Origin of the sequence: Arthrobacter gyeryongensis (assembly GCF_039543785.1) — a bacterium.
GTDB classification, from domain to species: domain Bacteria; phylum Actinomycetota; class Actinomycetes; order Actinomycetales; family Micrococcaceae; genus Arthrobacter; species Arthrobacter gyeryongensis.
In genome coordinates, this window is sequence record NZ_BAABKK010000010.1 from 38,183 (window position 1) to 61,942 (window position 23,760).

Annotated in this window: 22 protein-coding genes; 6 read left to right on the forward strand and 16 right to left on the reverse strand. The window is 60.2% G+C overall.

Annotation, left to right across the window (positions count from 1 at the left end):
* Positions 1-285 precede the first annotated feature (285 nt).
* Both ABEA18_RS06895 and ABEA18_RS06900 read left to right on the forward strand, forming a co-directional pair.
* Positions 286-1,482, forward strand: coding sequence for a hypothetical protein (locus ABEA18_RS06895; RefSeq protein ID WP_345448553.1), 1,197 nt, complete (start codon positions 286-288; stop codon positions 1,480-1,482).
* A 131-nt stretch (positions 1,483-1,613) separates the two neighbouring features.
* Positions 1,614-2,840: an SNIPE associated domain-containing protein gene (locus ABEA18_RS06900; RefSeq protein ID WP_345448555.1), complete on the forward strand. Its 1,227-nt coding sequence runs from the start codon at positions 1,614-1,616 to the stop codon at positions 2,838-2,840.
* Between the two features lie 232 nt (positions 2,841-3,072).
* On the opposite strand, the gene ABEA18_RS06905 is transcribed toward ABEA18_RS06900, so the two are convergent.
* The 14 genes from ABEA18_RS06905 to ABEA18_RS06970 form a co-directional block, all read right to left on the reverse strand.
* Positions 3,073-3,420 carry a hypothetical protein gene (locus ABEA18_RS06905; RefSeq protein WP_345448556.1) on the reverse strand — a complete coding sequence of 116 codons (348 nt, stop codon included), beginning with the start codon at positions 3,418-3,420 and terminating at the stop codon, positions 3,073-3,075.
* 406 nt (positions 3,421-3,826) lie between these two features.
* Positions 3,827-4,339, reverse strand: a complete 513-nt coding sequence (locus ABEA18_RS06910; protein WP_345448557.1) for a single-stranded DNA-binding protein — start codon at positions 4,337-4,339, stop codon at positions 3,827-3,829.
* Between the two features lie 55 nt (positions 4,340-4,394).
* Complete coding sequence (locus ABEA18_RS06915; protein ID WP_345448558.1) at positions 4,395-5,558, reverse strand: ArdC-like ssDNA-binding domain-containing protein; 1,164 nt, start codon at positions 5,556-5,558, stop codon at positions 4,395-4,397.
* A 79-nt stretch (positions 5,559-5,637) separates the two neighbouring features.
* The gene (locus ABEA18_RS06920; RefSeq protein ID WP_345448559.1) at positions 5,638-6,147 is read right to left on the reverse strand and encodes a hypothetical protein; all 510 of its coding nucleotides are present in this window, start codon (positions 6,145-6,147) and stop codon (positions 5,638-5,640) included.
* Positions 6,134-7,951 (reverse strand): type IV secretory system conjugative DNA transfer family protein, encoded by a 1,818-nt coding sequence (locus ABEA18_RS06925; protein ID WP_345448560.1) that lies wholly within the window; start codon positions 7,949-7,951, stop codon positions 6,134-6,136. The genes ABEA18_RS06920 and ABEA18_RS06925 overlap by 14 nt, the downstream gene beginning before the upstream one ends.
* Positions 7,951-9,411 carry an ATP-binding protein gene (locus ABEA18_RS06930; RefSeq protein WP_345448561.1) on the reverse strand — a complete coding sequence of 487 codons (1,461 nt, stop codon included), beginning with the start codon at positions 9,409-9,411 and terminating at the stop codon, positions 7,951-7,953. Before ABEA18_RS06930 ends, ABEA18_RS06925 begins: the two co-directional genes overlap by 1 nt.
* The gene (locus tag ABEA18_RS06935) at positions 9,408-10,901 is read right to left on the reverse strand and encodes an SCO6880 family protein (RefSeq protein ID WP_345448562.1); all 1,494 of its coding nucleotides are present in this window, start codon (positions 10,899-10,901) and stop codon (positions 9,408-9,410) included. Before ABEA18_RS06935 ends, ABEA18_RS06930 begins: the two co-directional genes overlap by 4 nt.
* Entirely contained in the window at positions 10,894-12,216 is a 1,323-nt protein-coding gene (locus ABEA18_RS06940; RefSeq protein WP_345448563.1) for a type IV secretion system protein, read from the reverse strand. Before ABEA18_RS06940 ends, ABEA18_RS06935 begins: the two co-directional genes overlap by 8 nt.
* A gap of 87 nt (positions 12,217-12,303) precedes the next feature.
* A complete protein-coding gene (locus tag ABEA18_RS06945; RefSeq protein ID WP_345448564.1) occupies positions 12,304-12,591 on the reverse strand; it encodes a hypothetical protein in 288 nt (95 codons plus the stop codon).
* Positions 12,592-12,923: 332 nt separating this feature from the next.
* Positions 12,924-13,982, reverse strand: a complete 1,059-nt coding sequence (locus ABEA18_RS06950) for a PIN domain-containing protein (protein WP_345448565.1) — start codon at positions 13,980-13,982, stop codon at positions 12,924-12,926.
* Positions 13,983-14,140: 158 nt separating this feature from the next.
* Positions 14,141-14,977, reverse strand: a complete 837-nt coding sequence (locus ABEA18_RS06955) for a BRCT domain-containing protein (RefSeq protein WP_345448566.1) — start codon at positions 14,975-14,977, stop codon at positions 14,141-14,143.
* A 390-nt stretch (positions 14,978-15,367) separates the two neighbouring features.
* The gene (locus ABEA18_RS06960) at positions 15,368-16,150 is read right to left on the reverse strand and encodes a C40 family peptidase (protein WP_345448567.1); all 783 of its coding nucleotides are present in this window, start codon (positions 16,148-16,150) and stop codon (positions 15,368-15,370) included.
* Between the two features lie 335 nt (positions 16,151-16,485).
* Positions 16,486-17,211 (reverse strand): hypothetical protein, encoded by a 726-nt coding sequence (locus tag ABEA18_RS06965; RefSeq protein WP_345448568.1) that lies wholly within the window; start codon positions 17,209-17,211, stop codon positions 16,486-16,488.
* Between the two features lie 50 nt (positions 17,212-17,261).
* The gene (locus tag ABEA18_RS06970; RefSeq protein WP_345448569.1) at positions 17,262-18,161 is read right to left on the reverse strand and encodes an RNA polymerase sigma factor; all 900 of its coding nucleotides are present in this window, start codon (positions 18,159-18,161) and stop codon (positions 17,262-17,264) included.
* Positions 18,162-18,345: 184 nt separating this feature from the next.
* On the opposite strand from ABEA18_RS06970, the gene ABEA18_RS06975 reads away from it, so the two are divergent.
* A complete protein-coding gene (locus ABEA18_RS06975) occupies positions 18,346-18,669 on the forward strand; it encodes an ArsR/SmtB family transcription factor (RefSeq protein WP_345448570.1) in 324 nt (107 codons plus the stop codon).
* Here ABEA18_RS06975 and ABEA18_RS06980 read toward each other — a convergent pair.
* Positions 18,623-19,126, reverse strand: coding sequence for a hypothetical protein (locus ABEA18_RS06980; protein ID WP_345448571.1), 504 nt, complete (start codon positions 19,124-19,126; stop codon positions 18,623-18,625). The genes ABEA18_RS06975 and ABEA18_RS06980 overlap by 47 nt on opposite strands.
* 225 nt (positions 19,127-19,351) lie before the next feature.
* Here ABEA18_RS06980 and ABEA18_RS24615 point away from each other — a divergent pair, with 225 nt between their 5' ends.
* The 3 genes from ABEA18_RS24615 to ABEA18_RS06990 are packed head-to-tail and all read left to right on the forward strand — an operon-like array spanning position 19,352 to position 21,074.
* Positions 19,352-19,762 (forward strand): winged helix-turn-helix domain-containing protein, encoded by a 411-nt coding sequence (locus ABEA18_RS24615; RefSeq protein WP_425550502.1) that lies wholly within the window; start codon positions 19,352-19,354, stop codon positions 19,760-19,762.
* Positions 19,668-19,883, forward strand: a complete 216-nt coding sequence (locus ABEA18_RS06985) for a helix-turn-helix domain-containing protein (protein ID WP_345448572.1) — start codon at positions 19,668-19,670, stop codon at positions 19,881-19,883. The genes ABEA18_RS24615 and ABEA18_RS06985 overlap by 95 nt, the downstream gene beginning before the upstream one ends.
* A complete protein-coding gene (locus tag ABEA18_RS06990; protein WP_345448573.1) occupies positions 19,884-21,074 on the forward strand; it encodes a tyrosine-type recombinase/integrase in 1,191 nt (396 codons plus the stop codon).
* Positions 21,075-21,302: 228 nt separating this feature from the next.
* Here ABEA18_RS06990 and ABEA18_RS06995 read toward each other — a convergent pair whose 3' ends face one another.
* Entirely contained in the window at positions 21,303-23,759 is a 2,457-nt protein-coding gene (locus tag ABEA18_RS06995; RefSeq protein WP_345448574.1) for a helicase-related protein, read from the reverse strand.
* Position 23,760 lies beyond the last annotated feature (1 nt).

A 23,760-nucleotide genomic window follows, 5' to 3' on the forward strand; every position in this document is an offset into this window, starting at 1 on the left:
GGCGGCTTCCTGCTTGCACAGGTTCGCCCCCTTCTGTTAGATCTGTTGATCGATCAGGGGTGACCATTACGTTCTTGCTGCCGGCGGCCGGCAAGTCCCTGATGAGCGCCGGAATCAATGATAATGATGAGCTGATCGTCAATGGAGCTTGGAGCCAATCCGCGGCAACCAGGTGTGCGGACGGATTTAATCCGATCCACTTGATAATGTGAACGAAATCGTATGGGGAAGGTTAATGTGGCACGTCGTCGGGGATTCTTAGCGGAAATGCAACACCAAGCCAGAATGGCTGAGCAGCGCCAACGCGCGTCGGCCCGAGAGCAAGCCGCCGCGGCACGCCGCGCCGAGCAGGCGTGGAATGCGCAACGAAGGGCTTCGATTGCGTTGCAGCGGGCCTCCGAGGCGGACCGAAAGCGTCTGGAGAAGGAAGCCGCTGAGGCGCATGTAGCTGCACGGCAGGCAGAGGTCGAAGAACTCAACGCTGAGCTTGCTGCAACCTATGATCAAGTAGATAGCCTCCTCCAAGCGACCCTGGATGTGGATGACTATGTCGATCTCGGGAGCCTTCGGCGGACGGTCGAACACCCGCCATTCGATCGCAGGCTGGAAACTCCGATTCCCGCTCCAGAACCACTTGCCGACCCGCCTGCCCCTGTTTTTCAACCCCCGGTCGCCCCGACAGGGCTGTTCGGGCGGAAGAAGAAGCTCGCTGAGGCCCAGGCTCAAGCCCAGGCAGAGTATGCGGAGGTCCACGCTGCCTGGGAGCGTCACGTGCAGCAGCTTCCTGAGCGACGTCGGAGACTGGCCGATCAGCACGCTGCGCTCGAACAAGAACGGGAGAGAGCGCTCTCAGCGGCGCGCGCCAAGTACCAGAGCGAATGCGCGAACCGTGAAGCGGAGATCGCCCAGCACAACGCGTCCATTGACCAGCTGATAACCGATCTGAGTTATGGAGCAGTGGACGCCGTCCACGAGTACGTCGGCATTGTTCTAGCGAATTCGGTTTACCCCGAAGACTTCGCTGTGGAACATGAGGCGAATTTCGAACCCGGGAGTGCCGAACTGGGTCTGCGTATCCTCATCCCCGGGCCGGACCTCATCCCGACAATCAAGTCATACAAGTATGTGAAAGCCAGCGACGAAGTCACCGCTGTGCCGCTCTCGCAGAAGGACTCAAAAGACAGGTACGCGGGTATCGTCCATCAGGTCGCGTTGCGCACCTTACACGAGATCTTTGAGTCTGATCGTCGCGGACTAATCCAGAGCATTTCTCTCGAGGTCGGTACTCACACGATCAATCCGGCAACAGGAAAAGAAACCTACATTCCATTCGCGGCGGTCGGTGCATCACGCGACGCCTTCGCCGAAATCGACCTGTCGGCCGTTGTGCCGGCAGCCACTTTGGAGCACCTTGGTGCCGCTGTTTCAAAAAACCCGCTGGGGCTGGTTCCGGTCAATGGCTCAGGAGTTCGGCGCTCCTGATGACGACCAGCGAACCTTTGGTTTTCAACCCGCCCCCTGGATGGCCACGGCCACCAGCCGGATGGCACCCTCCAACCGGCTGGACTCCGGACCCCACATGGCCGGATCCACCGGCGGGATGGCAGTTGTGGTTGCCGTCAGATGCCCAAAACAAGAATGGAGTTGATACAGCGCCGGCGCCGCATCCGACAACCGTTATAGTCGAGACGAAACCGTCAGAAGGGTCCGCGCGGATCGCTTTTCTTGAAGCGGAAAATGAACTCCTGAAGCGACGGTTGGCCGAGGCCAGTGCCACTTCTGACTCTTATGTTGATCTCAACGATGGCCGGGTGCTCCAAGAAGTCGGTATTTACCGCTATCACCATCCGCTAGAGAACGCCGCGTCCTTCCGCAACCGCTTGGACAGTATAGAGGCGCGGATCGCCGAACTAGTGAAATCGGGGGGAGCGATTGTGAAGTCGAACCTCTTCACCTTCGATAATTCCCTAGCCAAGGGCCGCCGAATGACTGACGATTTGGCCAAACTCATGCTTCGAGCCTATAACGCCGAAGCAGACAACAGCATCAGATCCTTAAAGCTCGGCAATGTAGTGACCGCCAAGCGCCGCCTCGAGGCGTCCCGCACGGCAATCGCGAAGCTTGGGGCCATGATGGAAATGCACATCAGTGACCACTTCCACGCCCTGCGCATCGAAGAGATCGAACTCACCTCCGACTGGTTGATGAAGAAGCAAGAGGAGAAGGAGGCGGAGAGGGAGGAACGAGCTCGCCTGCGAGAGGAACGGCGCGTCGAACGCGAGCTGGCTGAGGAACGTGCCCGACTCGACAAAGAACGCAGCCATCTTCTGAACGCCCTCAACGCAATACGTGCTTCGGGCGAAGCAGACCCCGACCTGGAGCTCCGGCTTAGGGCCATTAACGATGCGATCGCCCAGAACGACTTCCGCGCAGCAAACATACGCGCCGGCTACATCTACGTGATTTCCAACCGCGGAGCGTTCGGCGAAGATGTCGTCAAAATCGGCCTGACGCGACGCCTCGAACCAACCGAACGCGTGGCCGAACTCAGTGGGGCATCCGTACCCTTTCGCTTTGACATCCACACACTGTTCTTCTCCGAGGATGCAGTCACACTCGAGAACGAACTCCACAAACACTTCGCTGCCAGGGCGCTCAACCAAGCCAACCCCCGAAAGGAATTCTTCTTTGCAACCCCAGCCGAGGTGCGGGACGTGCTGGTGGAAAAGGTGGGAAATCTGTTGGAGTTCAGCGAGCACGCTGAGGCGACCGAATACCTTCAGTCAATCAGCCTTTGGCCCACCCGCCCATCCTCTAATCCAGCCGCGGAAACGCCATAGTCTCAGCCTTGAGCACCGATAACAGCGCGTTCGTCATGCTTTCAGAGAAACGATAACCGCGACGCCATTTGTCCGGTTTCAACATGGTTGTCAGTATCCTCATCGAATCTGTCAGCCTTCGGATTCACTTCGGCCGTCTCAACTTGCTGCGAAAAGGGTCTGCTACTCGGCCAAGCGCGCTCTGCGGAAGGAAAGCGCCTCGCAGCGATTTCGCGTGGCGCTCGGTGTCGTCCTAGGAGGAGAGTCGCTGGACGGCGAGTCGCGCGAGCGTTTCGGGTGCCAGGTACGAACCGTGTTCGTTATAGATGACACCGGTCCCGAAGGAAAATCTCACGTTGTTAGGCCGAACGGCACCGCCGAGATTCATTCCTGGAACGATCCGCCCGTACTTCGAACGGCCCTGCCAATCCACCGGAGTATTCCAAATTGCCACCAGCGTATTGATCACCGGTCCGCCTTCGCCAGCGAAGAAACGCAGATCTTCGGAGACGGGTACGATTCCGAGCCGTTTGATCTCGCCCCCGATCGCGAGGTGGACCGCAGCCCACGCGTCGGTCAGATTCTCGGGGAAGGGCAGCACCGTCGATACGACGAAGTTTTACTCATCGGCAGCTACGGTGACGGCATTCTTCGTGAGATACTCGGTCTGAATTAATTCGTAGGCGTCGATTGCGTCGATGATGTCGTTGTGCATCTTTGGTCCTCATTTGACTAGCCGCATCCTGCGTTTGACACGTGCAACTTATCACCGCTTGTGCCGCCGGGGGTCCGCGCGAGATTTCTTCCGCTTGTCCGGTGAGATCCGCTACCGGACACTCACCCAGCGCGACTGTGGCAGGTCACCGAACACTACGGAACTGACAGGTTAGTCAAGACGCCCGACTTCCTTATTCGTCTCATCCAACCTGTCAGCCCAAGGTTACGACTGATAACTGTGGTGAGAACGGAGACCATTTCCAATTCTCGCGCACCGCAAGGCAACCCGACTAGTAACTCATCTCACTCCCATGCGCCGCCCCGAAAGGGGGCACCACTACCGGGCTCTTCGTCGCAATGTTGTACACCGGAGAGGCGGCCTCAGCGGCAGCCGAGACATCCGCAACGGCTTGAATTCCAGCATCCGGCCCAGCAGCTGCGGTGTGAGCCGAGCGCTGGTAGACGGCAGTACCGAAGCGCAGGTCCGGCCCGATGGTGTCGGCGACAATGCGGCGGGCCTCGCGTTTCTCACCGGCCTTTTCGTAGGACCGGAATTCAAGCTCCCCAGCTACCGTCACCGGGTCTCCTTTCTTCAATGAGTTCGCGGCGTTCTCGGCAAGCGCGCGGAATGCAGCGACGTTGTGGAAGACGGGTTCGCCGTCTTGCCAGGTCCCGTCGGGGCCCTGGATTCGCTGGTTCACGGCGACGCGCAGCTTTGTATGAGCCACCCCGGATTCGCCGTAGGTGAGTTCGGGGTTGGCGACGAGGTTGCCGGCGATGCTGATCGGGATTTTGGTGCTCATTGTGCTTGTCCTTTCCGATGCCGACGGGTCTGTCCCGCCGGACAAATAGGTGGAGTCAGAGTCCGGGGCCAGCGATCGATGGGCCGTCTACCGACGGCCGCGGCATCCCAACGCCCACATAGGACACCGGCTGGACGAGCCGAGGCCCCGCGTCGACGGCGGGAAGTTTGCCACCGAATCCGGTTGGGTGAGTCACTTCGAGGATCCCCTTCGTGGCTGCCGTGACCCGTCCGAGCACGGACTTCGCGATTTCCACGCGGGACACAGGCAACCGGCCACCCGCGTCCCGCCCAGAAGCCCCGTTCTCTGTCTCAATAACGGCGTCTGCCCATCCGGCCAGGTACGACGCGGATTGGGGTCCGCGGTCGATCCCGTGAGCCCGCAGGACGGTGTAGGCAATCGATTCCGCTTCTACTTCGGCGAGCCCGCGGTGGTCCGCGCTGCTGCCGTAGAGGCGCCCGACGGCGTCGTCTGAGCCGTGCAGCAGGACGTGTCCGAGCTCGTGCGCGAGCACGGCGGTACGTTCCTCGGGACTCAGCCACGCACCCACTTGGACGCAGTGCTTTGCGAAATCCGTGTATCCGCTGGTCAGCCCATACTGGGCGTTATCGACGTGAACCTCGAAGCCATGCTTGTGTGCGACCTCCGCCAGCGAGTCAAAGAGCTCCGCGGCGACGACGCCGGACGCAGGCACGTCCCTCGGTACCAGCAGCGGAGTTCCCTGAGTCTGCGAGACGTCAAAGACGGCTTGCCCGCGCCAGCCGGTGATGACGGTCTTCTTACCGTCGTCGACGGCGCCCGTGGGAGGGTTCTCCCCTGCGCGGATCCGCTGCCGGGTCCCGTCTGGCAGCGTGAAGTCCTGCATGCGCGCCGTGCGCGGGGCGATCACCCATAACGCGTGTTCGCCTTTCAGGACTGATCGCCCGTGGCGTTCCCATTCCCTGAACCCGGCCACGAGCGTTGGCTCGTCGGTGCCGCGCTGTGCCATCTGCATCATGAGCAGGGCGACGTTGCCGCCGGAGTATCGCCAGAGTGTGGCGGAAGCGTCCAATAGGATCTGCCAGTGCGACGGCGATTCGACGGCTTTTTCAAGGATCGTGTGAAGGCCGTCCGTGAGTGCTGCGATGCGTTCCTCGGGTGTCAGCCGTGATGTAGCGGGGCCGGCCGCACCGGCGCCTGGGTGCTTTGAACGGCGAGCGCCCTCACTTCTGGGAGCCACGACGGCCACCTCCATGCCTCTTGAGATCCACAAACGCGGATATCTGTTCATGTCCCGATGCCGGGCTCACGGCATGACTTCAGAACTCAACCCCCGGCTGATGGTGGGCGGCCTCCCACTCCAGGAACTCCGGATCATCAACAGCGAGAAGCCTCGGGGCGGGTTCTTTGTGTACCTGCAGCCCTACGCATCCGGCCGTCCGGGTGTGGTTCCTGAGGCGTTCTACGGCGTGTGGCAGCCTTTCGTGAAACGCCAGGGGTCCGAAGCCGGCATCATCGGTTGCGTAGGAGACCTGCTCTGCCCGCTGCAGTGCATACAGCTCCGCGACGATCTCGGGGTGGCGCCACCAACAGTCCGGGACTACCGACGTCGTCAGCTGGTAGGTGGCAACCAGCCACGGCACCCAGGCTGCGAGCGCGGCCCAGATGCTTTCTGCCTGCTGGGAGCTCATGTCTCGCCAGCGATGGGTCGTGCCCTGCGAACCGTTCGGAGCTCGGAAGGCCGAGCGGAACAGCTCGGCCGTCAGCTCGTCGTCGTCCGCTCCGGCTGAGGGAATGTCAAAGTGTTCGACGTCCTCATAGTTCCCCATCGCTGGTCCCATCGGCCGTTTGTTGGCGTTGTTTGTGGCCTTCGATCAGAGCGCGTTCGGTCTCTGCCTTGGAGCGTCCAAGTTCGGCTGCGTCTTTGCGTTTGTGCCATTCGCGCAGGTCCAGCAGGATCGGCCTGGTGCGTCGGCCCAGCATGAGGGCGGTGCCGACGGGTAGCCGGCGGATTTCATCGAGGGCGATGACGGGGCTCTCGCGGATCTGTTCGCCGTCTTGGCGTCCTTGGGAGGACCACGATCGCGTGGTCAGCGTGAGGCTCCGCTCCCCGAGCAGTCCGGCGAGCGAGCGGAGGTCGCGTTCGTCGGAGCCGCCGCCGAAGATCACTTTGATGATGGCCGAGTCCCAGATTGTGGCGGCCTCGTCGATGGACCACCCGGTCCGGGCCTGGGACAGCGACTGCAACACGACAAGGGTGGAGATGCCGATACCGCCGCCATCCGACAACGCAATGGGCAGACCGGGCCATGGCGCTAGGTTGGCGATCTCGTCGAGGATCAACGACAGGGGCGGGTCGAGCCGTCCGCCGGGCGAGACGAACGCCATTTCCCGGGCAGCGTTGTCTATGTCGTCAATCAATGCTGAGAGATACGGGCCAGCGGCGGCGGCTCCTGCCCGTGTACCGATCAAGTACAGCGTTCCGCGATCACGAATGAATTGCTTCGGGTCGAACTCCTCGAACTCGTCCTGCGGATCCAGCGCGGCCAGAACCTTCGGCGAGGACAGGGGTGCCACGGCCGCCGAAACACCGATCCACGAGTTGGACGTGTTCCTCGGGTCGTCTTCGAGGATTCCCATCAAGTCGGCCTGCCACCCCAGAGCCGCCCCGGGGCGGCTAAGAACCTCCAGTGCCTCACGCGCTAACACCGGGCTTGAGGACCAACGACGGAAGGCGCGCACGCCCTCTCCGGACAATGCCGCCGCGTGGAGCAGACACTGCAGGACGATCAGTGAGCGCTTCTGCCACGCCGCATTTTCACCTTTCATCTCCGTATCGGCGGTGATGACCAAGGCCCGGCGTGTGGCGATATCCGGGTCCTGGCAGCCGCGGACCGGAGACCAGCGCAGCGTCGAAGGTAGTCCAGACATTCCCTGCGGATCGAAAACGGTCACAGGCCTATCCCCCGAGGCGCGGGCTTTCATCGTGACTACGAGGTTGTCGGCCCGGGTCGAGGTGGTGACGACAGCACCGGGTGCGTCGAGGATCGCGTTGATGATCACGTAGAGTCCCTTGCCCGAACGGGGCGCTCCCTGGATTACCATGGATTCTTCCGTTGAGACACGGACCGTGGCGCCCCGTGAGCGGCCAAGTGTCCAGGACACGTCTTGGATGGTCGGGTTGCTCAAGCCTGGGCGGGTGAACTTTCCCCTTTTCCGGACGGCTCGGGCGCCGAAATCGTGGAGAATCTCGGAGCGGCGGGCGATGCCATTGCGGTTCAGGATCTCCTGCCGCAGCCATGCCCCTGATTGCTTCCACCGCCGCCACGCCCAGATCCCGGTCACCGCGAGCGCAGCAATCGTGACGAGCGCCGGGCCGACCATCCACCACACATCGGCCGTGCTGACGTCGCAGCCGGGATCACGACGCACGATCCAATCGATCCGGCCAGTGAAGAGTCCGACGGCGGCCGCCGGGTTTGGGGGCGACGGCGGCGTGGTGCCGCACCGCCACGTGACGAGGAGGCGCGCGGCGCCTTGGACCAGGAAGGAGAAGCTAACGAGCCCGGAGAGTGTGATGAGTCCGGCGGTGATGAGCGGGCTGGTGTTTCCTGCCCGGGAGTGGGTGAACATCAGATCATCCGGTCGTCGGTGCCGAAGACTTCCAGCTCGTCCGTGGTGACACGGTTGGCAACGATGAAGGAGCGGTTGCCGACCTTCCAGAGCCCTACGCCTTTGGGGAGGTTCTCGACGTGTTCGCATTCGGCTTCGGTCAGGCCAAGCGCTTCTTTGGTCAGGCGCATGGCATCGTGCTTTTGCCGGTAGATGATGCGCGTGTCCGCTTCGGTCAGGAGCCCGAGGGCTTTCTGGCGGTGTCCGCTGGTGCTGTCGCCGATCTCGTTCAGGTCGGCAACCTTGTGCATGATAAGCAGGTTCGCGATCCCGTAGGTGCGGGCCAGTCGCCACTGCTCGCTCATCTTGGCCAACATGTAAGGGTCCGCGAGCATCCGCCAACCCTCGTCGTAGACCACCAGCCGCTTGCCGCCGTCGGGATTGGTAACTGCTGCCTCCAGCCACGTAGCGCCGCACGCTGCGGCGAGTGACAGCGCCTGCTCGGAGGCGCCGATCAGTGCGGACGTGTCCATCACCATCATGGGCGCGTCGGCGTCGAAGGCGACGGTTGAAGGGGCATCGAACATGCCCTCCAAGTCGCCGGACACCGTTCGCCGCAGCGAGTGGCTGACGGCGGTTCCGCCGTCCCTGCCCACGAGACCGAGGGTTTCCTTCGAGGGGTTCAGCAGGTGGTCCAGGACCATGGGCAGGGTCGGGTTCGAGTTCTGCGCCACCGTCTCCATGAGTGCCATATCAAGCGCTGTGTGTTCCACGGGGCGAAGGGGCATGCCCTGCCGCATGAGGGACACCAGCGCCACCAGCAGGTAGCGGCGACGTTGGCGGACCACGGCCTGCCATTGCGCCTCTGTCAGGGCGCTGGAGCGTGGTCCGGCGTCGAGCGGGTTAACACGCGCCGCCCTACCGGGGCCGACGGAAATGACTTTGCCGCCAACAGCTTTGGCCACGGCAACCCATTCGCCCTTGGGGTCAGACGCCACGGCGGCCTTGCGCCCCAGCGTGATCGAGCGGGCCACCAAAGATTTACCGCACATGGACTTGCCCGTGCCGACGGTACCGATGACAACGATCGACGGGCCACTGATAACGCCCTTGTCATAGAGAATCCACGGATCGTAGGAAAAGGCTCCAGATCCGAAGACGTCCGTGCCGATGTACGTGCCCTCGTGGCCCAGGCCCGATTCGGTGATGAAGGGATAGGCCGCAGCAAACGTCAGCGTGGAAGCGCGGTGCGGTGCTGGACGTAGCCGGTGAGGGCCGCGCAAAGAGTTCGGCTCCCGGCTCCCCCAATCAGAACCGCGCTCGGTACCTTCCAGCAGACCATCGATCGTCCCTCCGAAGCCCTGCAGCGCAGACATCCATGGTCCGCTCTTCCCAGCATCTTCGTGACGGCGTCGTTCTTTCCGCTCCCGGCGGTTCCCGGCCGATGGCAGGTACTGAACGCTCTGGATGGATCGGGTCATCGCAGTCCCCTCCCGAACGGGAGGGCACCGGCGACGAAGGCAGCCCATTGCTGCCCGGCCAGCAACCGCAATTCAACGAATGCGCCGGCGGCCGCTGACTCCAGCTCCTGCCTGTACCTAGCCAAATCCTCAAGTGTGGAAGCCGTGATCGTCACGTAAGCGGCCGGCCGCACATCGCCATGACCGGCGACGATTTCTTCCTCCCGCTGGGCCACCTCCTCTTCCTCGGCACGTTGCTCGCGGGTCAGTGGTCTGTCGAACCTTGTGTTGATTCGACGCCGGGTCTCATGGGCCTCCTGGGCAGAACGGATATCCCGCAGCGCCTCCGTTGTGGGCACTGCCCGGATCACTTCGGTCACGGTATGGCGGAAGTCGCCCACGTAGATCAGCGGATGAAGAAAACCCGGGAAGACTTTCTGCCGCGGCCACTCTGCGATCCAAAAAGTTTGATGAAAACCTGAGTCCGTGCGCACATAGGTCCAGTGCTCTTCCACGGCCATCGGGCCTGAAATCAGCCTGGACTCCGAATCACTGTGGGGCTCGCCGTCGATGGCTGGCACCCGCTGACGAACAGGAGCGGCGACGGCTGCTGGATCGAAGGCACCATGCAAGACGGCGAGAATTCCGTCTTCCGGCAGCCACTCCTCCACCCTGACGCTGTGGGTCCCCAGTGCCGTGGTCATGGCCTCGACTTCCAGCCGGAGCACTCGTTCAACGCCGAGCAATCCCCCGCCAGATTCCTTGATCCGGCGCCTTGCCCTTGCCGTGTCCACGACCAGAGCGAGCAGGAGATCGTGGCTCATGGCGGACCCGGCTGCGGAAATCAGATCCTCATACGACCGTTGACCCCAGCTCAATTCGCCGGTCCCGCCGCTTCGTTCGGGCGCTGCCTGTTCGTAGAAGTCACGCAGCGCCTTCGACGGATAGGGAACCGTGTAATCCTGGGCGGCAATTCTCGCGACATTGCCGCGTTGCGCCATGCCTGCCTGGACGCGGGACCAGGCCTGTACGGCCCAAGCTTTGTCGTCGGTGTCCAGGAGCGCAAAAGACCTCGTGCTGCAGCGCAGCACCGCGACGACCTCCTTGCCGCGAGCGTCAACGATGAAGGACTCACCCCTCGACGTCCTGCGCAATTGAAGGCTTCCCAATCCGCCCGGGAGTTCCAAACGCCCGGCTAGGACCGCCCGTTCAGGCCTCACGAAAAACCGCGTCTGGCTGACGATCGATCTGTAGAAGAACAGGACGGCATGACTGACCCACACCGGGTAGGGAATTCGAGAGTACTGCAGCAATCCGAGCAGCATCAGGGCAAGCCATACCGGTCCCGAACCAAAAAGTCCGGCCGGACCGTTCGCCGCTGAAGCCACACTTGCCACGAGAACGCCACCCGCCAGCAGCAGCAACTGGTACCACTTCAAACCCATGAACAAGCCGCGCCGCTCGTAGCGCGGGAACTTGACCGCATCGATGGTTCGTGAATTTTCAGACACCGGAATCACCATCTTTCGAGGGTTGCGAGACCGTTTGCGAGCGAGACAATGGTGGCACCAACGGCGCTATCGACGGGGACGCCTTCGTAACCGGTAAGGGATGCGACGCCGAAGGAAGAGGTGGATCGTCAACGGCGCGGGAAACCGGCCCGGTGGTCGGTGACCCCGAATTCGATCGCGGCTGCCCAGTAACACTGCGCGTCCGACGGGATGTTCGATCCGGAGCCGACGGCGCGGCCTCGAGCATTGCTGCTGGTTTCCCACCGGGACTCCGCGACGGCATAGCCTCCGAAGCCGTCCCCGGCCGCGGCTGTCTTGGTGGCAATACCTGTGGCGGATTTTGCGGGCTGCTCGACGGGATCGGCCGAGTGATCGCCGAGCGGCTGGCCATCGCCGCGAGCGTGAATCTCCCGCCGGTCTGCCGGCTGATTTGCCGGGCGGTAAAACCGGTGCTCCGCGAGAGGACATGCCCGCCTCCGGCGGTCTGGGCGGCCGCCGCGAGCTCTCCGCCCGCGAAGCTGACTAATTTCAAGGCCATCAGCGGGGCACCACAGGCAAGCGCCATTCCAACCATGCCGGCAGCCAGGCCGGCGAACGACTTCGACTCGGCGAAAAGCTTGATGGCAACAGCCAAGACCGTCGCCGCAAGGGGCTTGGCCAGGAGCAGCGCGACGACAATCTCGCACCACCGCCGCCCCCACGACCTTGTCTTCTCCCATGGCATCAGCATGAGGGCAACCGGTGCGACGGCGGCCAGCACGATGAGCGCGAACGACCTGAAGATCATCGAGCACATCAGGATGAACGCCAAAATCCAGACCACGACGACGGCCATCGACGTCACGATCACCGCGCCGGTCGCGCCGTTTCCCGAACCTGGAGAAAGGGAGACGATGTTCCAGTCCCGGCCTGATCCGGCCGGTGCCCGCTCGAAACCGAAGAGCCGCATGAACAGGACGTAGGGATCAGATCCCATCGAGGCGAGGAGCGCCTCGGAAGCTGAATCACTCACCTTCGTGAGCTGCCGGGCCAGGTAGACCGCACCGGCGACCATTGGAACGGCGACTGCACCGCCGACCAGGGCCCTCACAAGACGGCGGGGCTGCTGGCTGATCAGCCCGGAAAGGAGCTGGAGGATCAGCGCGACGACGAGCGGGGTCATCATGACGATGACCCACCAGTTCGTCAGGCCCTCGACAGCCGTCCACTGCGAATCATCCACGTTCGAGACGCTGAAAGCACCCGTGATGAACGACCAAATCCACGATGCGATGTTCTGGAGAATCTCGGCAAAAAGGGACGTGACCGAGCCCATAACGCCGTCGTTCGCTTGGGAGACAAGACCGCAGCCGGGCGGCCACCACCCATTCAGGTCACACTGAACCGGCATGACAACCCGGCCCTAAAATCCGAGCGGGAACGCCGACTGGGACCAGAGAATGTAGCCGTTGATGCCGCCCAGGATCGCCGCCACAGGGCCGGTCCAGAGCAGAATCATGCCGCCGCCCGAGGCCAGCCGCGACGACTGGCTCAACTTGCCGGCCAGAAGCATTGCCGCCCCAATGATTGCCACGATGGCGATCACAATGAAGGCTCCGACGAGGATGCCGCCGCCGATCTGCTTTAGAGATTCAAGGAAAGGAAAGTTGGGATTTGGCGTGATTCCGGGATCCACAGCTACCAGCAACATTGAGCGCTCCGTCCGTCGTCCAAAGGAATGAGCTGTTTGGGCTCACGACTTCATGGAGTCGGCGGGGCGGAGCGACATGACAGCTTGATTACATTAGGGATGGATCCGTCAAGACCGCCCCGCTTAGACCGTGCTCATTGCTCGACGAGCCGGACGTTCGGACCACTTGACCGGACGACAACTCTCGGAGATCGGGACTCAAGAGTCGATTCGAACGTCGAAGCCACCAAACAGCCTCCACAGGACCTTTGGCGCCGTGAACGACGAATGACGTTCGGCTCGCTGAGCAGAACGGCCCGGCTGTCTTCATATCCCGCGTGGGGGAGCAAGCTCTATCGGGGAGCCGGGTCTGACAGCGCCCAGATGGACATGCTCGGTGCCGAGACTCCGTCCGAAGACGCATCAAATTCCAATTGCCCCGAAAGCGATGCCGTAACGGTCGTGGACCCGTACCGTTCAAGGGAAGCATCCTCCCAGTGGTCTTGCTGAGGGTCGAAGTGGTGCGGGAACCCACCATCGACGTCGTACTCGACGTCGACGTCTGCCTCCGCCTCGAATTCGATCCCAATCCTGCCTTGCGAAATCAGCCAAGACCTGGTCGGTTGAAAGTAGCCGATCTCGTACATCATGTCGGCAGAAATGAATCTTGCCTTGTGGTCTGACGAATACCGGAACCTTTCAACATGGCTAAGGGCGAGATCAGCCTGCTCAACCAACTCCTGTACCAACTGATCGCGGAAAGCATTGTCTGACACTAGTTTCTGCTCGAATTGGTCAAGCAGTGACTGAGCGTGCTCCAGCGTCGCCGCCGCGGCATCTGCGGGAGTTGCAAGGATTGTCAGCCGGTCGTTCCCGATGCCATCGTTGGTCAGCTCGTCCAGCAAGCCCTGCGGAATGCCCAGGTCGCTACTCCCGAAGTCGGATTTATTGGCCGTGACGAAGGTGACAGCCTCATCGCTCGTCCTGAGGATCTCCTTCACGGATTCCCATATGAGGGCGTCCCTGTATCCGGTGCCCTTCTCTGCGAATGGAGACCTGCGCTGAATCGCTTTGTTCACGAGTGTCTCGTGCGAAACGGTTGGAATTGCATAGACGGCGGCGGACGCTTTCTCAAGCTTTTCTCGGAGGGATTTCTCGAAGGCCGCCACTGTATCGTCTATTGAGGGGAGCGCGACCGCTAGGCTCGCCAGCCCGATTCGTTTCGCTTCAGCTTCTAGTGACTCTGCCTTTTCCATCAAGTCGGCAACTCGTTGACGCCATTTGTGGACGACCTCCCGCAGCACAAGCTCTGGAACGCCTAGACGGATGACTTTTGCCTTTCCGGCTTCTAGCAATCCCCTGTTTGCCGCAGTGGCAAAGTGGAAATCCGATATCAGGGCGGTGGAGTCCAAAATGACATGCATAACGCCAAACGTACCGGAGACCCTCCACTCCCGAAGGGGAGATTTTCAGAGGCACGGCCATGTTTCTCACCGGCTCACGGGACCCAGTTTTCCGGGCAAAGCTCTGGAGCACACCTAGTTGTCTACGTAACCATCCATCGGTGACACTATTTTCCGAATGCCGGGCCCCATATGAGCTTGACCCCCGCGGACGACGCCGTTTCGGTCCATCTTGGATGGCTCGGTTCATGTTCAAGAACCAACACAGGCTGAACTGGCGAAGATGAGAGGCCTGAGAGCCGGATCTGCTGAGCATAATCGAGTACCTGTCCCAATCCCAGCCGAATCTGCTGAGTTTCATCGGTACCCGTAAGGCTCTTGACTTCCGCAATATTCACGACATCGTCATCAGTCCAACCTAGGTCAAACGCCGGCGCATGACGGCCTGGCCGCTGTGGGAGAAGGCCCCGTCGCTCCAACATCCTGGACAAAGCAGCAACGGTCGCTTCATGAGCAGCTGTGCCTCTGTCCAGTGCTTCGAGGTTCAGGGTCAGCTCAGAGGGATCATGGGCTGGGATCTGCCTCGTTGAAAGCGGTCCTCCCAGAATTCCTTCACCGAGATCCGGAAGCACCAACACCTCAGAGGGCCCCGCAAACAACAGTTTTCTGTTCCGGGCCGGATACCCATTCACCAAGTCGGCGAAGCCTTGTCCGTCGATAATTGCGATCGGCTTGCCCGAGCGCCGCAAGCTATCGGCGAGTATTAGCTTCTTGCTGTATTGGCGGGTTCGATCAGAAACGTGCTGACTGGCCAGATCACCATGTACAAGCAACGTGACACGCCCGGACATATCCGGTTTCCAATCGACGGCCCCTCGTGCTTCCGCCATCCGCACACAGTCTTCACGAATCGTCCAGGTGCCATCGATCCAGACTTTCCCGGTGAAGGCGAGCACGTGCCCAAGGAAACTCGTTACCCACTCTGATGCCTTGGTATCCGCCATCTTGAAGCCTCCCTGCTTTCGTGCGAAGCGACATCACTCTACACATCAGAGCACTAGTCCGTGCCGATTGGCGATGAATTCGGCTTATTTGTTATCAGCAAGCAGGCTGAAAGGACGATCGTGGGCGACGCAGACGTTACGCAATCCATGAACTCCTTAGGCTCGCTTATGCTCGCGTTCTTGAAACTTCGCATTTTCGAAGTCGATATGCAGATGCCAAAGGTTCCGTACTGCCTCTTGAGAGACATTGAGTGCTACGGTAAACAATTCGCGACTCGGGAGTCCACTTCCCTGCCGTGGTTTTGGTTCACAGGACTTGGAGCAGACCTATCCTAGCGCCAAGCTAGTGATCTGAGGCAGAGCGAGAACTCCGCTAGTCAACGGTTGAGGTCATTTCAACAGGTCAAAAAAGGCGGTCCCAGAATTCCAAGCTATTGGATGCAACAACGTCCCGGCAGCCGGGTTTAACGCGCTGTACATCAGCCCATCGCCCGCATAAATGCCGACGTGCCCCCAGTTGTTGGGCCCCTGCGGGTTCTGCACCACCAAGTCCCCTGGCTGCGGATTGTCGGTTTGATGCCCGACAGTCCACTGGTCAACCCTTGGGAGGTTGATCTCCACCTGCTTGTAGATCCATTGAACGTAGCCAGAGCAGTCCCACGCTTTGAACGCGGTTCCTCCCCACACGTACGTACCGCCCAGCCCTTCTCGGGTGAAATGCAGGATGTCCTTCCGGATCTGGCTCAGATTCGTCGGCATGGACGGCGGCGCCGAACCGTTCGGAGAGCTGTCGCAAGAAGCTGGTGGAGTGCCACCTGCGAGCGCGTCAACGATTGCCGTTGCCTCCGGCTCCCAGCGCGCATACAGCTCAGGGAAGGCCGATATTTGCACGGCTTGGGCAGCTTCGCCCTTGCCGATGGATTCCCAGGCAGAGACATCCAGCAACCCGGGCGGGCTGCCATGGTTGGGACCGGCTGGTCCTCCATAGAAGGAACGTGCGTTGTAATTAGGGTCCATCAACTGCTCGATGGTTCCCCAGCCTGCGGCTGGGCGTTGCTGGGCCGTGCCGAGGGAATCATGATCGCTGCCGAGGCCGTCGTGCCGAATCAAGAGCGAGGCGGGAACGTTTGTGTTTGCCAAGACCCGGAGGCCGGATTCCTGGAGTGCCATCATAATCGCGATGATTTGCCCGTCCCTCGCGACTCCCAGTTGCTTTCCGACCCCAATGTAAATCCGGGCAACCGTCACTTGTCCCGAAGATAGAGCGATCGGGGCCTGATTGGGTAGCTGAATCTCCAACCCACCGGTTCCATCCACTGGCAACCGATCATCGGTGACCGGACCGAACGAGCAGGCACTGGCCGTGGTAGCGGAGTTGGCGGCAAAGACTGCCACGCCAGCGCAAAACACTAAGACGCAGATCAATGTCAGTGCCATACCTACAGCCACCCTTGCCCGCAGAATGGCACGGCGCTTCGCCAGGCCAGCAAGAACCGCCGTTGCGGGCATCAGTAGACGATCCTGCTCGGCGTCGCGTAGAAGCCAACAACGACACAATGGTCGGTCGGGGCCGTTGTGGCCGGTGGGCAATTCACCATGACGCTGACGGGAGCCACGTAGGCGTTTTCAATTGACTTCGATTCATCCACGACGGTCAAGGTCGCCGTGCACACGTGCAGGCCCACCCACGGCGCGGGGTGATCCCGCACCTTGGCCAACTCGCTATCGCATACGAGCGATTGGACGGTGGCCGAACGTCGCGCCTGCTCCCCCGCCAATGACGCGTAGGTCCCAGCATTAACACCAGTGGCCTCGAACTCCTGCGCAAGGACGGTCAGGGGATTGGACCCGTCCGGCAGGACGTCCCACCAGCCTCGAAGCCGGGAGTAGATCTCAGAGTACGACGCCGTTCGCGTGTCCCAAGTGTAAATCGTCGTCGCTGCCGCGGAAGCGAGCCTCCGAAAGTCTGTCGTGCGAGGTTCGCCAATTGCAGGTGGTGTTTCAGCGGCAGGAACCGCGGTCGGCGATGCACCCAAAGGAAAGGTCGACGGCGTCGCCGCGTTCGTGGGAGACGGTTCCCCTGTCGAGGACGAAACAGGCTCCGTTCGGGGCCCGTCCGCGGGCCGCGCAAGAACGAACACCACCCCGGCCACACTCAGAAGTACCAGGACGGCAATCACCAACGTCGGCCGACTACTTGAGCCCAACACTGTGCGCCTTCGTGACTGCCTCATGTCCGCCTCCTCGCCCGTTCATTGCAAGCTGAGGGCGCCCACAACATGACTTAGGCGGAGGGAGCCATCCCGTTCCGGAGAATCCTCCATGAGGCCTGATAGAGCCGCCGTGCAAAACCGATCTTCACCGCCACATAGCGTTGTGTAACCCCGAGCTCGACAGCCAACGACTCTAAGGCTCGGCTTCTCTCCGGCCCACGAACATCTCGCCGAACAATGTTTGCCGCGACTCGGCGCAGCACAATCGTAGGCAAGCATTCGACCGCGTGCTGGCAGACGTCTTCAATGCTTTGGAGCTCGGAAGGCTCGACGTCCAGGGCACTTTGAACAGTCCTCGCTGTCTGGCGCACGACTGTTACCGCGTGCCATCTGCGGCGGTCCTCTGGGGAGGGCGGACCGTACCGGCGAGGCTCGCTAAGACTATCTATTGCAAGTTCCCAGACGCCGTCATTCAGGCTGGCCCGTGTCAGCGAAATGATCGTTCGCGCCCATTGCTGGTCGACAACACTCTCAGCTCCTCTGTCCCAATTTCGTTCCATGCCCAAAACAGCGAGCGCATCCGCAGAAGCCGAACCGTCGTCGTCGGCCGGCTCCATCAGGAGCGGTAGCGTCTGATGGGATAGCTCGTGACGAATATGCGCCGCGCAGACGTTAGCAGTCACGCCCTGTACCCACGCCTCAAAGCGAATGCCGGGGAGCTGGCGATAGTGGCCGCGGGCGACTCCGTCCCAAACAGCCACCCGAAGGTCTTGCATGACGTCGTCGACGTCGCACGCCCGGCCGATCCGGGACAGGTGGGAAACGACATACCGCCGTACACCGTCAACTGCCACCATGATCTGGTCAACCGGGATTTGCACAGGACCGGGAGGCCCGTTCAGAGATACATCAATAGTGGTTGTTGGTGGTTGTTTCTGTTGGGCTTGATTCGCCCTGGCACCGACACTCATGGTCTTCACCGCTTCGACAAACAGATTCCAGTAACTCTGCCGCGGGTTCCCCCGGGACCTACGGGTAGCAGGCGACACCACCCACAATCGCAATAAAGCTATACAAACTATTGTCAAGAATAGTTAAAGTATCGTCAAGACTGCGAGACTTACTTTTTCCCACCACTTCGACCAGAATGGATCCATGCCACGCATTACCCAGCCTCACGACGACGCCTGGTCGGTCGACGTCGAGGCTGCCGTCGCGACATTCGGCAACAGATCCCGGAATGAAATCCTCCGGTACCTTTCAGCGAACGGCCCGGCAACACGTGGAGACATCGTGGACGCGGTGAGCGCGGGCGAGCCCAGCGTGGCTAAACACCTGCTGGCTCTCGAAGAGGCGGGGGCGATCGTCGTCGATGTTGAACCAGGCCGGCGGCACGGCCGATCACCGCGCTACTCAGCCAACCCTGAGCGGATCAAGGAACTACTGGCGGCTCATCTTCAGTATCTGCTGGAGGAGTAGCCGCGGCGCGCTCCCCTTCGGGACGGAGGCCAATATCCTTGTTGAGGAACTCCGAGATCGCGCGCAGCGTTTCCGGTGACACATCACCCAACGTCCGGGCAGCAAAAGACTTGACCCGGGCGGCACGCAGCGACTTGACGAACTCGAGCTGCGAGTCGATGCGATCCGGCAGCGCGTCGCCACCGCGGACCAAATAAGAGGAATCGACATTGAAGATGTCGCACAGGCCAGTCAAGAGGGCCGGGTCTGTCACCAGCCGACCGGATCCTTCCTTCATGTAGAACCAGCGGGCGCGAGAGAGTTTGATGCCCCTGGCGGCCAGTTCCGCCTGAACTTCCTTGAAAGTCACCGGATGCCCGCGCTCGCCAACAACGACGTCGAGCAACAGATTCAGACGGCGGGCAAGTTGCGCCTGAGGGGACAACGAGTCGCCACGCCTTGCCCCATCGTCCCGCATTACCCGCTCCTCATCGTCAGCTGCCTGCGCTGGCCGGCTCGGCCCGAACCGGAGTCTTGCTGTGTCCCAGTATTCCGTGGGTGGCATGCCCGGGCAATCAAAAATAGCGCTTACTGTGTGTCTCTTCCGTCAAGACTTCGCACGGCGTACCCTGCTGCTGTAGACCCGTCTACAGCACAGCCTTCATCAACACTCTGGCAGTTGGTCTCCATGTCGAACATCCTGATGAACAAAACGCGAAGCCAGATCGTCCGGTTCCTGGTCAGAAACGGACCGGCCACCTGCACGGAAATATCGAGTGGTCTGCAGACTTCGTCGTCCACGATCCGCCGCCATCTCAATTTGCTGCATCGGGTCGGCCTCGTGCAACGATCCTCCGGGGAGTTCGACGCCTCCCCGGAACGAGTCCAGGGGCAAATCAATGACTTCGGGGCGAGCTTCCACCACGCCGTCATGCCGACTAGCTCGTCCGTTCCCATGAACGAGGAACACGGCTGGCCCTTCTGCCAGCGATCAACCCGCGGACACGACGGACACAAAGATGACAACGACACCAGAACGCAGCATCACAACAGAAACTGCCGAAGAACAATGGCTGACCCCGAAGGACATCTGCACCCAGTTACAGATTCCTGAGCAGACCTTTTACCAGTGGCGCGTGAAGCACCTCGGCCCCCGCGCCTACCGAATCGGCCGACATCTCCGCATCAGCCGTAGCGACTTCAACGCGTGGTTGTCCTCTCGTCTGGAAGATTAGATGTCTCCGAGACCACCGCTTCCACTGGGGACCTGGGGCAAGATCCGCCGCCAAAAGGTCCCAGGCGGCAGATGGCGGGCCACTGCCAGATACCGCGACACAGACGGAATAACTCGGGCTGCCGAAGCGTGGGGAGACACCGGCGCTGCTGCAGAACGGGCTCTTGTGACGATGCTCAAGGACCGGCAGGCCCCGATCAAATCCGAGATCAACCGCAGCATGCGGCTGTCGGAGCTCAGCGCTTTGTGGTTTGCCGAAATCGAAAGCAGCGGCCGCGCCGGTCGGCGCACGATCGACGGGTACAAGGACACTTACAAGCGTGTCATAGCACCTGCGCTATCAGGGCTGCGACTGAATGAACTTACTACCGGCCGGCTCGACCGATTCTTGAAAAGCGTGGCCGTTGACCATCCCGCGACCGCACGCCACTCGAAGATAGTCCTCACAGGAATCATCGGGCTGGCGGTACGTCACGATGCCCTCCACAGCAACCCGATCCGTGACGTCGGACCCATCAAGATAGCAACGAAGAACGTCAAAGCCCTCTCTGTCAAGGACGTTCAGAAGCTCCGCACAATCATCCGCGACTGGCAGATCGACCCTGCCCAAAAGGGACGGCCCCGGACGACAGATCTGCTTGATGTGCTGGACATCTTCCTGGCAACCGGCGCCCGCATTGGCGAGGTCCTCGCTATCCGGTGGCAAGACATCGATCTGGAAGCAAAGCCACCAACCATCACAATCTCTGGGACAGTTGTCATGGAAAAGGGCCGGGGCGCCTACCGGCAGGACCATCCCAAAACCAAAGCCGGGTTCAGGACCATGAAAATACCCCCTTTCGCCGCGCACACGCTGGAGCGAAAGCACGCGACGGAACAACCTATGCCTGAAGACATGCTGTTCCCCTCGTCTACCGGAACCGTGCGAAGTCCTCACAACTTCCGCCGGCAGTGGCGAGACGCGCGGGCCGGCTCGACCTACGAATGGGTGACCCCGCACGTCTTCCGAAAGTCCGTGGCAACGCTCATTGACAAGGAATACAGCTCCAAACACGCTGCCGCGCAGCTCGGCCATTCGGGAACCGCCATCACGGAGAAGCACTACATTGCCAAGGCGACGGAATCCCCTGACCTAACTGCTGCACTTGAGCGATTCGGCAGTCAGGAACCTCACAACGGCCCGACGGCCTAGGTCTAGAGTTGGGCTTCCCGGAGGGAGGAAATCATCAAAGTGTGGGGCGGCTTTTCGATCTCGATACATCGGGTTGGCCTTGCGGCAGGAGCCCTATCCTGGCAATCGCAATGCCAGTGGACCTACGGCTGATTGTCAGCACGAGAATGAGCGGATCATCGAACCCGGCCAGAAGCCCATGACTACCTACAAGCCGACTGACACCTCGACGATCATGAAGAGTCCGGACTAAATGCTGTTGATCAACGTCGAAGCCTCGTAGATTAGGACATCGTTCTTCTCATCAGTCCTCATCGCTTCGACCAGACTTCCCCGAACCTTCGCTTCACCCTTCTGGAGATTGAGAGTGACATGCGAGCTGTATTCCTCCAGCACCATGTGGGCCAGATCGGGCGAGAAGCCGTTACGGAGTAAGCAAATCACGGATGCGTTCGCAGTCCCGTATTTGATTTTGAGTTGAAGCCGCTCTGTAATTAGACCAAACTCAAACAACATATCTATGTACTTCATGAGATGGTTGTCGAGAAAATCTTGCTCTTCCTTGACTTTGACTACCGCCAAATTGATTCTTTCCGTAGTCGACTTCGGACCAATCTGAACCCACGCTTTCTTCCAGCCTTCGCCGTTCGTTTCCTCGCCCCATGACGTGCCGACATAAATCGGCGCATGTTCGTTCCGTGACCAGTAGTTCAGGAAACCGGCGATCATTCGTTTGAAGGACTCGTTGCCAGCTCGCCAGGCAAGGATCATCGAATAGAATTTTCTGGCGCTTTCATTCTCTTGAAGCCGCTTCAAGTCGGAATCGTCGTCCAGTAGAACCTCCTCGAGGAAGAGCTGAAATATGAGCTCTATGACTCCTCCGACTTCATCGAGCGGTGGCCTTCCACTTCGTTTGTCCAGCCTAAACTGAAGAACGGCTTCAAAGGGCACGATGTCGAAGTCATGTACACCATGCTGGAAGCAAGCTTGCCCAATCACAGTTTTTGCAAGCCGGCCCTCACTTACAGCGACAATCCCCGGTTCGATGTTCCCTAGAACCTCGAGCTCGCGCTCCATCCGCTCATTGGCATCAGCAGCTTCAAGGAGTGGATTACTAACGTCGTCTACCAGATCCTTGCTTAGATCAGCCACTTTCCCTAGGAAGTTCACAACACTCCAGTTGCGCGGCGCATACTCGGTGCCAGGGATGAGATGGATCTCCGGGGTGAGTAGTTCCAATCTCGGAGCACCCGGCCTGAAGATCTGACCGAACCGCGCAACGCGCCCTACAAGGTTCCTGAATTGGCTTTGCGTAAGGTGACCCATTCCACGACTGGGCGAAAGGACAATGAGTCGGTCGCAAGGTGTGTTCACACCCTCGAGCAGCGTTGAAGTCGTAACCAGAATCGTCGGGCTCTCCAATTGACGGAAGACGTGCTCCACGTAGATACGCAGAGAATCTGGAAGCTTGCCGTGATGGAACAGGACTCCCGTCCGCATTGCTTCGATCAGGGAGTATCGCGGATCCACAAGCTCTGCAACGGATTCGACGGCACGTTCGATTAGATCGCTGTCTTGTAATTGTGGTCGGCTTGCAGACAAACGCAGCGCAAGTTCCTGTGCGTGCTTCGGCTTGTTGACGTAGATCAACGTGTTTTGTCGCGAGATCAGTTCGACTGCACGGATAAGGTCCTTAGGAAACGAATCTTCGAGCTCAAGAGATCGCCCCAAGAACTGATCATAGATTGTTTGGCCTTCTCCGAGCATGCCGACGATCAAACGCTCTGATTTCATGTGTTCGTCAACGTTTGCCGCTTTGACATCGTTATCGAAATCCAGAACATGCCTCAATTTTCGTGCGTCCGAAATGAAGGGTGTGTAGTAGGCGATGGAGAGCTGCGGGTTCCGATACCGAACCCGGAGGATGGCACGAGAAAGATCTATCGAACGATCGTCATCGCTCAGGATGCCCTGGGCCTCATCGATTAGAAGGCAGTCGAAATCGAGTTCAGGATTCTCCGACAAGAGTCGGTGAAGGCGCTCCTGGGTAACTACGGCAACGAAAGCAGACTGTCCTGTGTACCCATCAGGATGTGTGATGATCGGCAACTTTCGGACCTTCATCCGCGCATCCCGCACCAAGGAGAGTCGAGTCTGCGCAATCAGCGCTTTGGTTGGGACGACGATACACGTTCGCGAAAAAGACGCGTCTGCAACTTTATCCAGCATCATCTCCGATTTGCCATAAGAAGTCGGCGCAACTATCGCTGCCTCACTCATGCGCTCATTAAACTCTCGGAGTTCCATCTGCCCCCGGGTTCGGGTGACGATGTTTCCTGCACCATCGTCAGTGCGGAAATTTACTCGGTCTGCCTCAAGGAACGTCTGCCCGAAAGACTCCTCGTCGCGAAGCAACGGCGCAATCGCCTCGATTGCTTCAACTATCGGGTGGAAATCATTCGTGATAGCGATGTCTCGGAGAGGAACAAAGTCACCGAACAAAAGTGAGTAGTGAAGGACGACACGATAGCCCAGGCGCCGAACCAAAGGATCGTCCGATCTCAGAAACAGAACGGCAAACATCAGGGTGTCACGTTTCTCGCCGTCCTCTAGCTGTTCGCCCTTCAGCAGAGCGGTGTACAAAGCAAGGAAGTTTGAATCTCGCAGGTTAGAGGCATTCCTAATCCGCTTTAGCGTTATTTCCATT

What these genes read in the sequence shown, in the direction of transcription:
- ABEA18_RS06960 (WP_345448567.1), bottom strand. Translation starts at nt 16,150, where the DNA reads ATGATGGCACTCCAGGAATCCGGCCTCCGGGTCTTGGCAAACACAAAC.
- ABEA18_RS06990 (WP_345448573.1), top strand. Translation starts at nt 19,884, where the DNA reads ATGTCTCCGAGACCACCGCTTCCACTGGGGACCTGGGGCAAGATCCGC.
- ABEA18_RS06945 (WP_345448564.1), bottom strand. Translation starts at nt 12,591, where the DNA reads ATGTTGCTGGTAGCTGTGGATCCCGGAATCACGCCAAATCCCAACTTT.
- ABEA18_RS06910 (WP_345448557.1), bottom strand. Translation starts at nt 4,339, where the DNA reads ATGAGCACCAAAATCCCGATCAGCATCGCCGGCAACCTCGTCGCCAAC.
- ABEA18_RS06965 (WP_345448568.1), bottom strand. Translation starts at nt 17,211, where the DNA reads ATGAGGCAGTCACGAAGGCGCACAGTGTTGGGCTCAAGTAGTCGGCCG.
- ABEA18_RS06980 (WP_345448571.1), bottom strand. Translation starts at nt 19,126, where the DNA reads ATGCGGGACGATGGGGCAAGGCGTGGCGACTCGTTGTCCCCTCAGGCG.
- ABEA18_RS06920 (WP_345448559.1), bottom strand. Translation starts at nt 6,147, where the DNA reads ATGGGGAACTATGAGGACGTCGAACACTTTGACATTCCCTCAGCCGGA.
- ABEA18_RS06895 (WP_345448553.1), top strand. Translation starts at nt 286, where the DNA reads ATGGCTGAGCAGCGCCAACGCGCGTCGGCCCGAGAGCAAGCCGCCGCG.
- ABEA18_RS06995 (WP_345448574.1), bottom strand. Translation starts at nt 23,759, where the DNA reads ATGGAAATAACGCTAAAGCGGATTAGGAATGCCTCTAACCTGCGAGAT.
- ABEA18_RS06985 (WP_345448572.1), top strand. Translation starts at nt 19,668, where the DNA reads ATGACAACGACACCAGAACGCAGCATCACAACAGAAACTGCCGAAGAA.
- ABEA18_RS06925 (WP_345448560.1), bottom strand. Translation starts at nt 7,951, where the DNA reads ATGTTCACCCACTCCCGGGCAGGAAACACCAGCCCGCTCATCACCGCC.
- ABEA18_RS06975 (WP_345448570.1), top strand. Translation starts at nt 18,346, where the DNA reads ATGCCACGCATTACCCAGCCTCACGACGACGCCTGGTCGGTCGACGTC.
- ABEA18_RS06930 (WP_345448561.1), bottom strand. Translation starts at nt 9,411, where the DNA reads ATGACCCGATCCATCCAGAGCGTTCAGTACCTGCCATCGGCCGGGAAC.
- ABEA18_RS06955 (WP_345448566.1), bottom strand. Translation starts at nt 14,977, where the DNA reads ATGGCGGATACCAAGGCATCAGAGTGGGTAACGAGTTTCCTTGGGCAC.
- ABEA18_RS06970 (WP_345448569.1), bottom strand. Translation starts at nt 18,161, where the DNA reads ATGAGTGTCGGTGCCAGGGCGAATCAAGCCCAACAGAAACAACCACCA.
- ABEA18_RS24615 (WP_425550502.1), top strand. Translation starts at nt 19,352, where the DNA reads ATGAACAAAACGCGAAGCCAGATCGTCCGGTTCCTGGTCAGAAACGGA.
- ABEA18_RS06940 (WP_345448563.1), bottom strand. Translation starts at nt 12,216, where the DNA reads ATGGGCTCGGTCACGTCCCTTTTTGCCGAGATTCTCCAGAACATCGCA.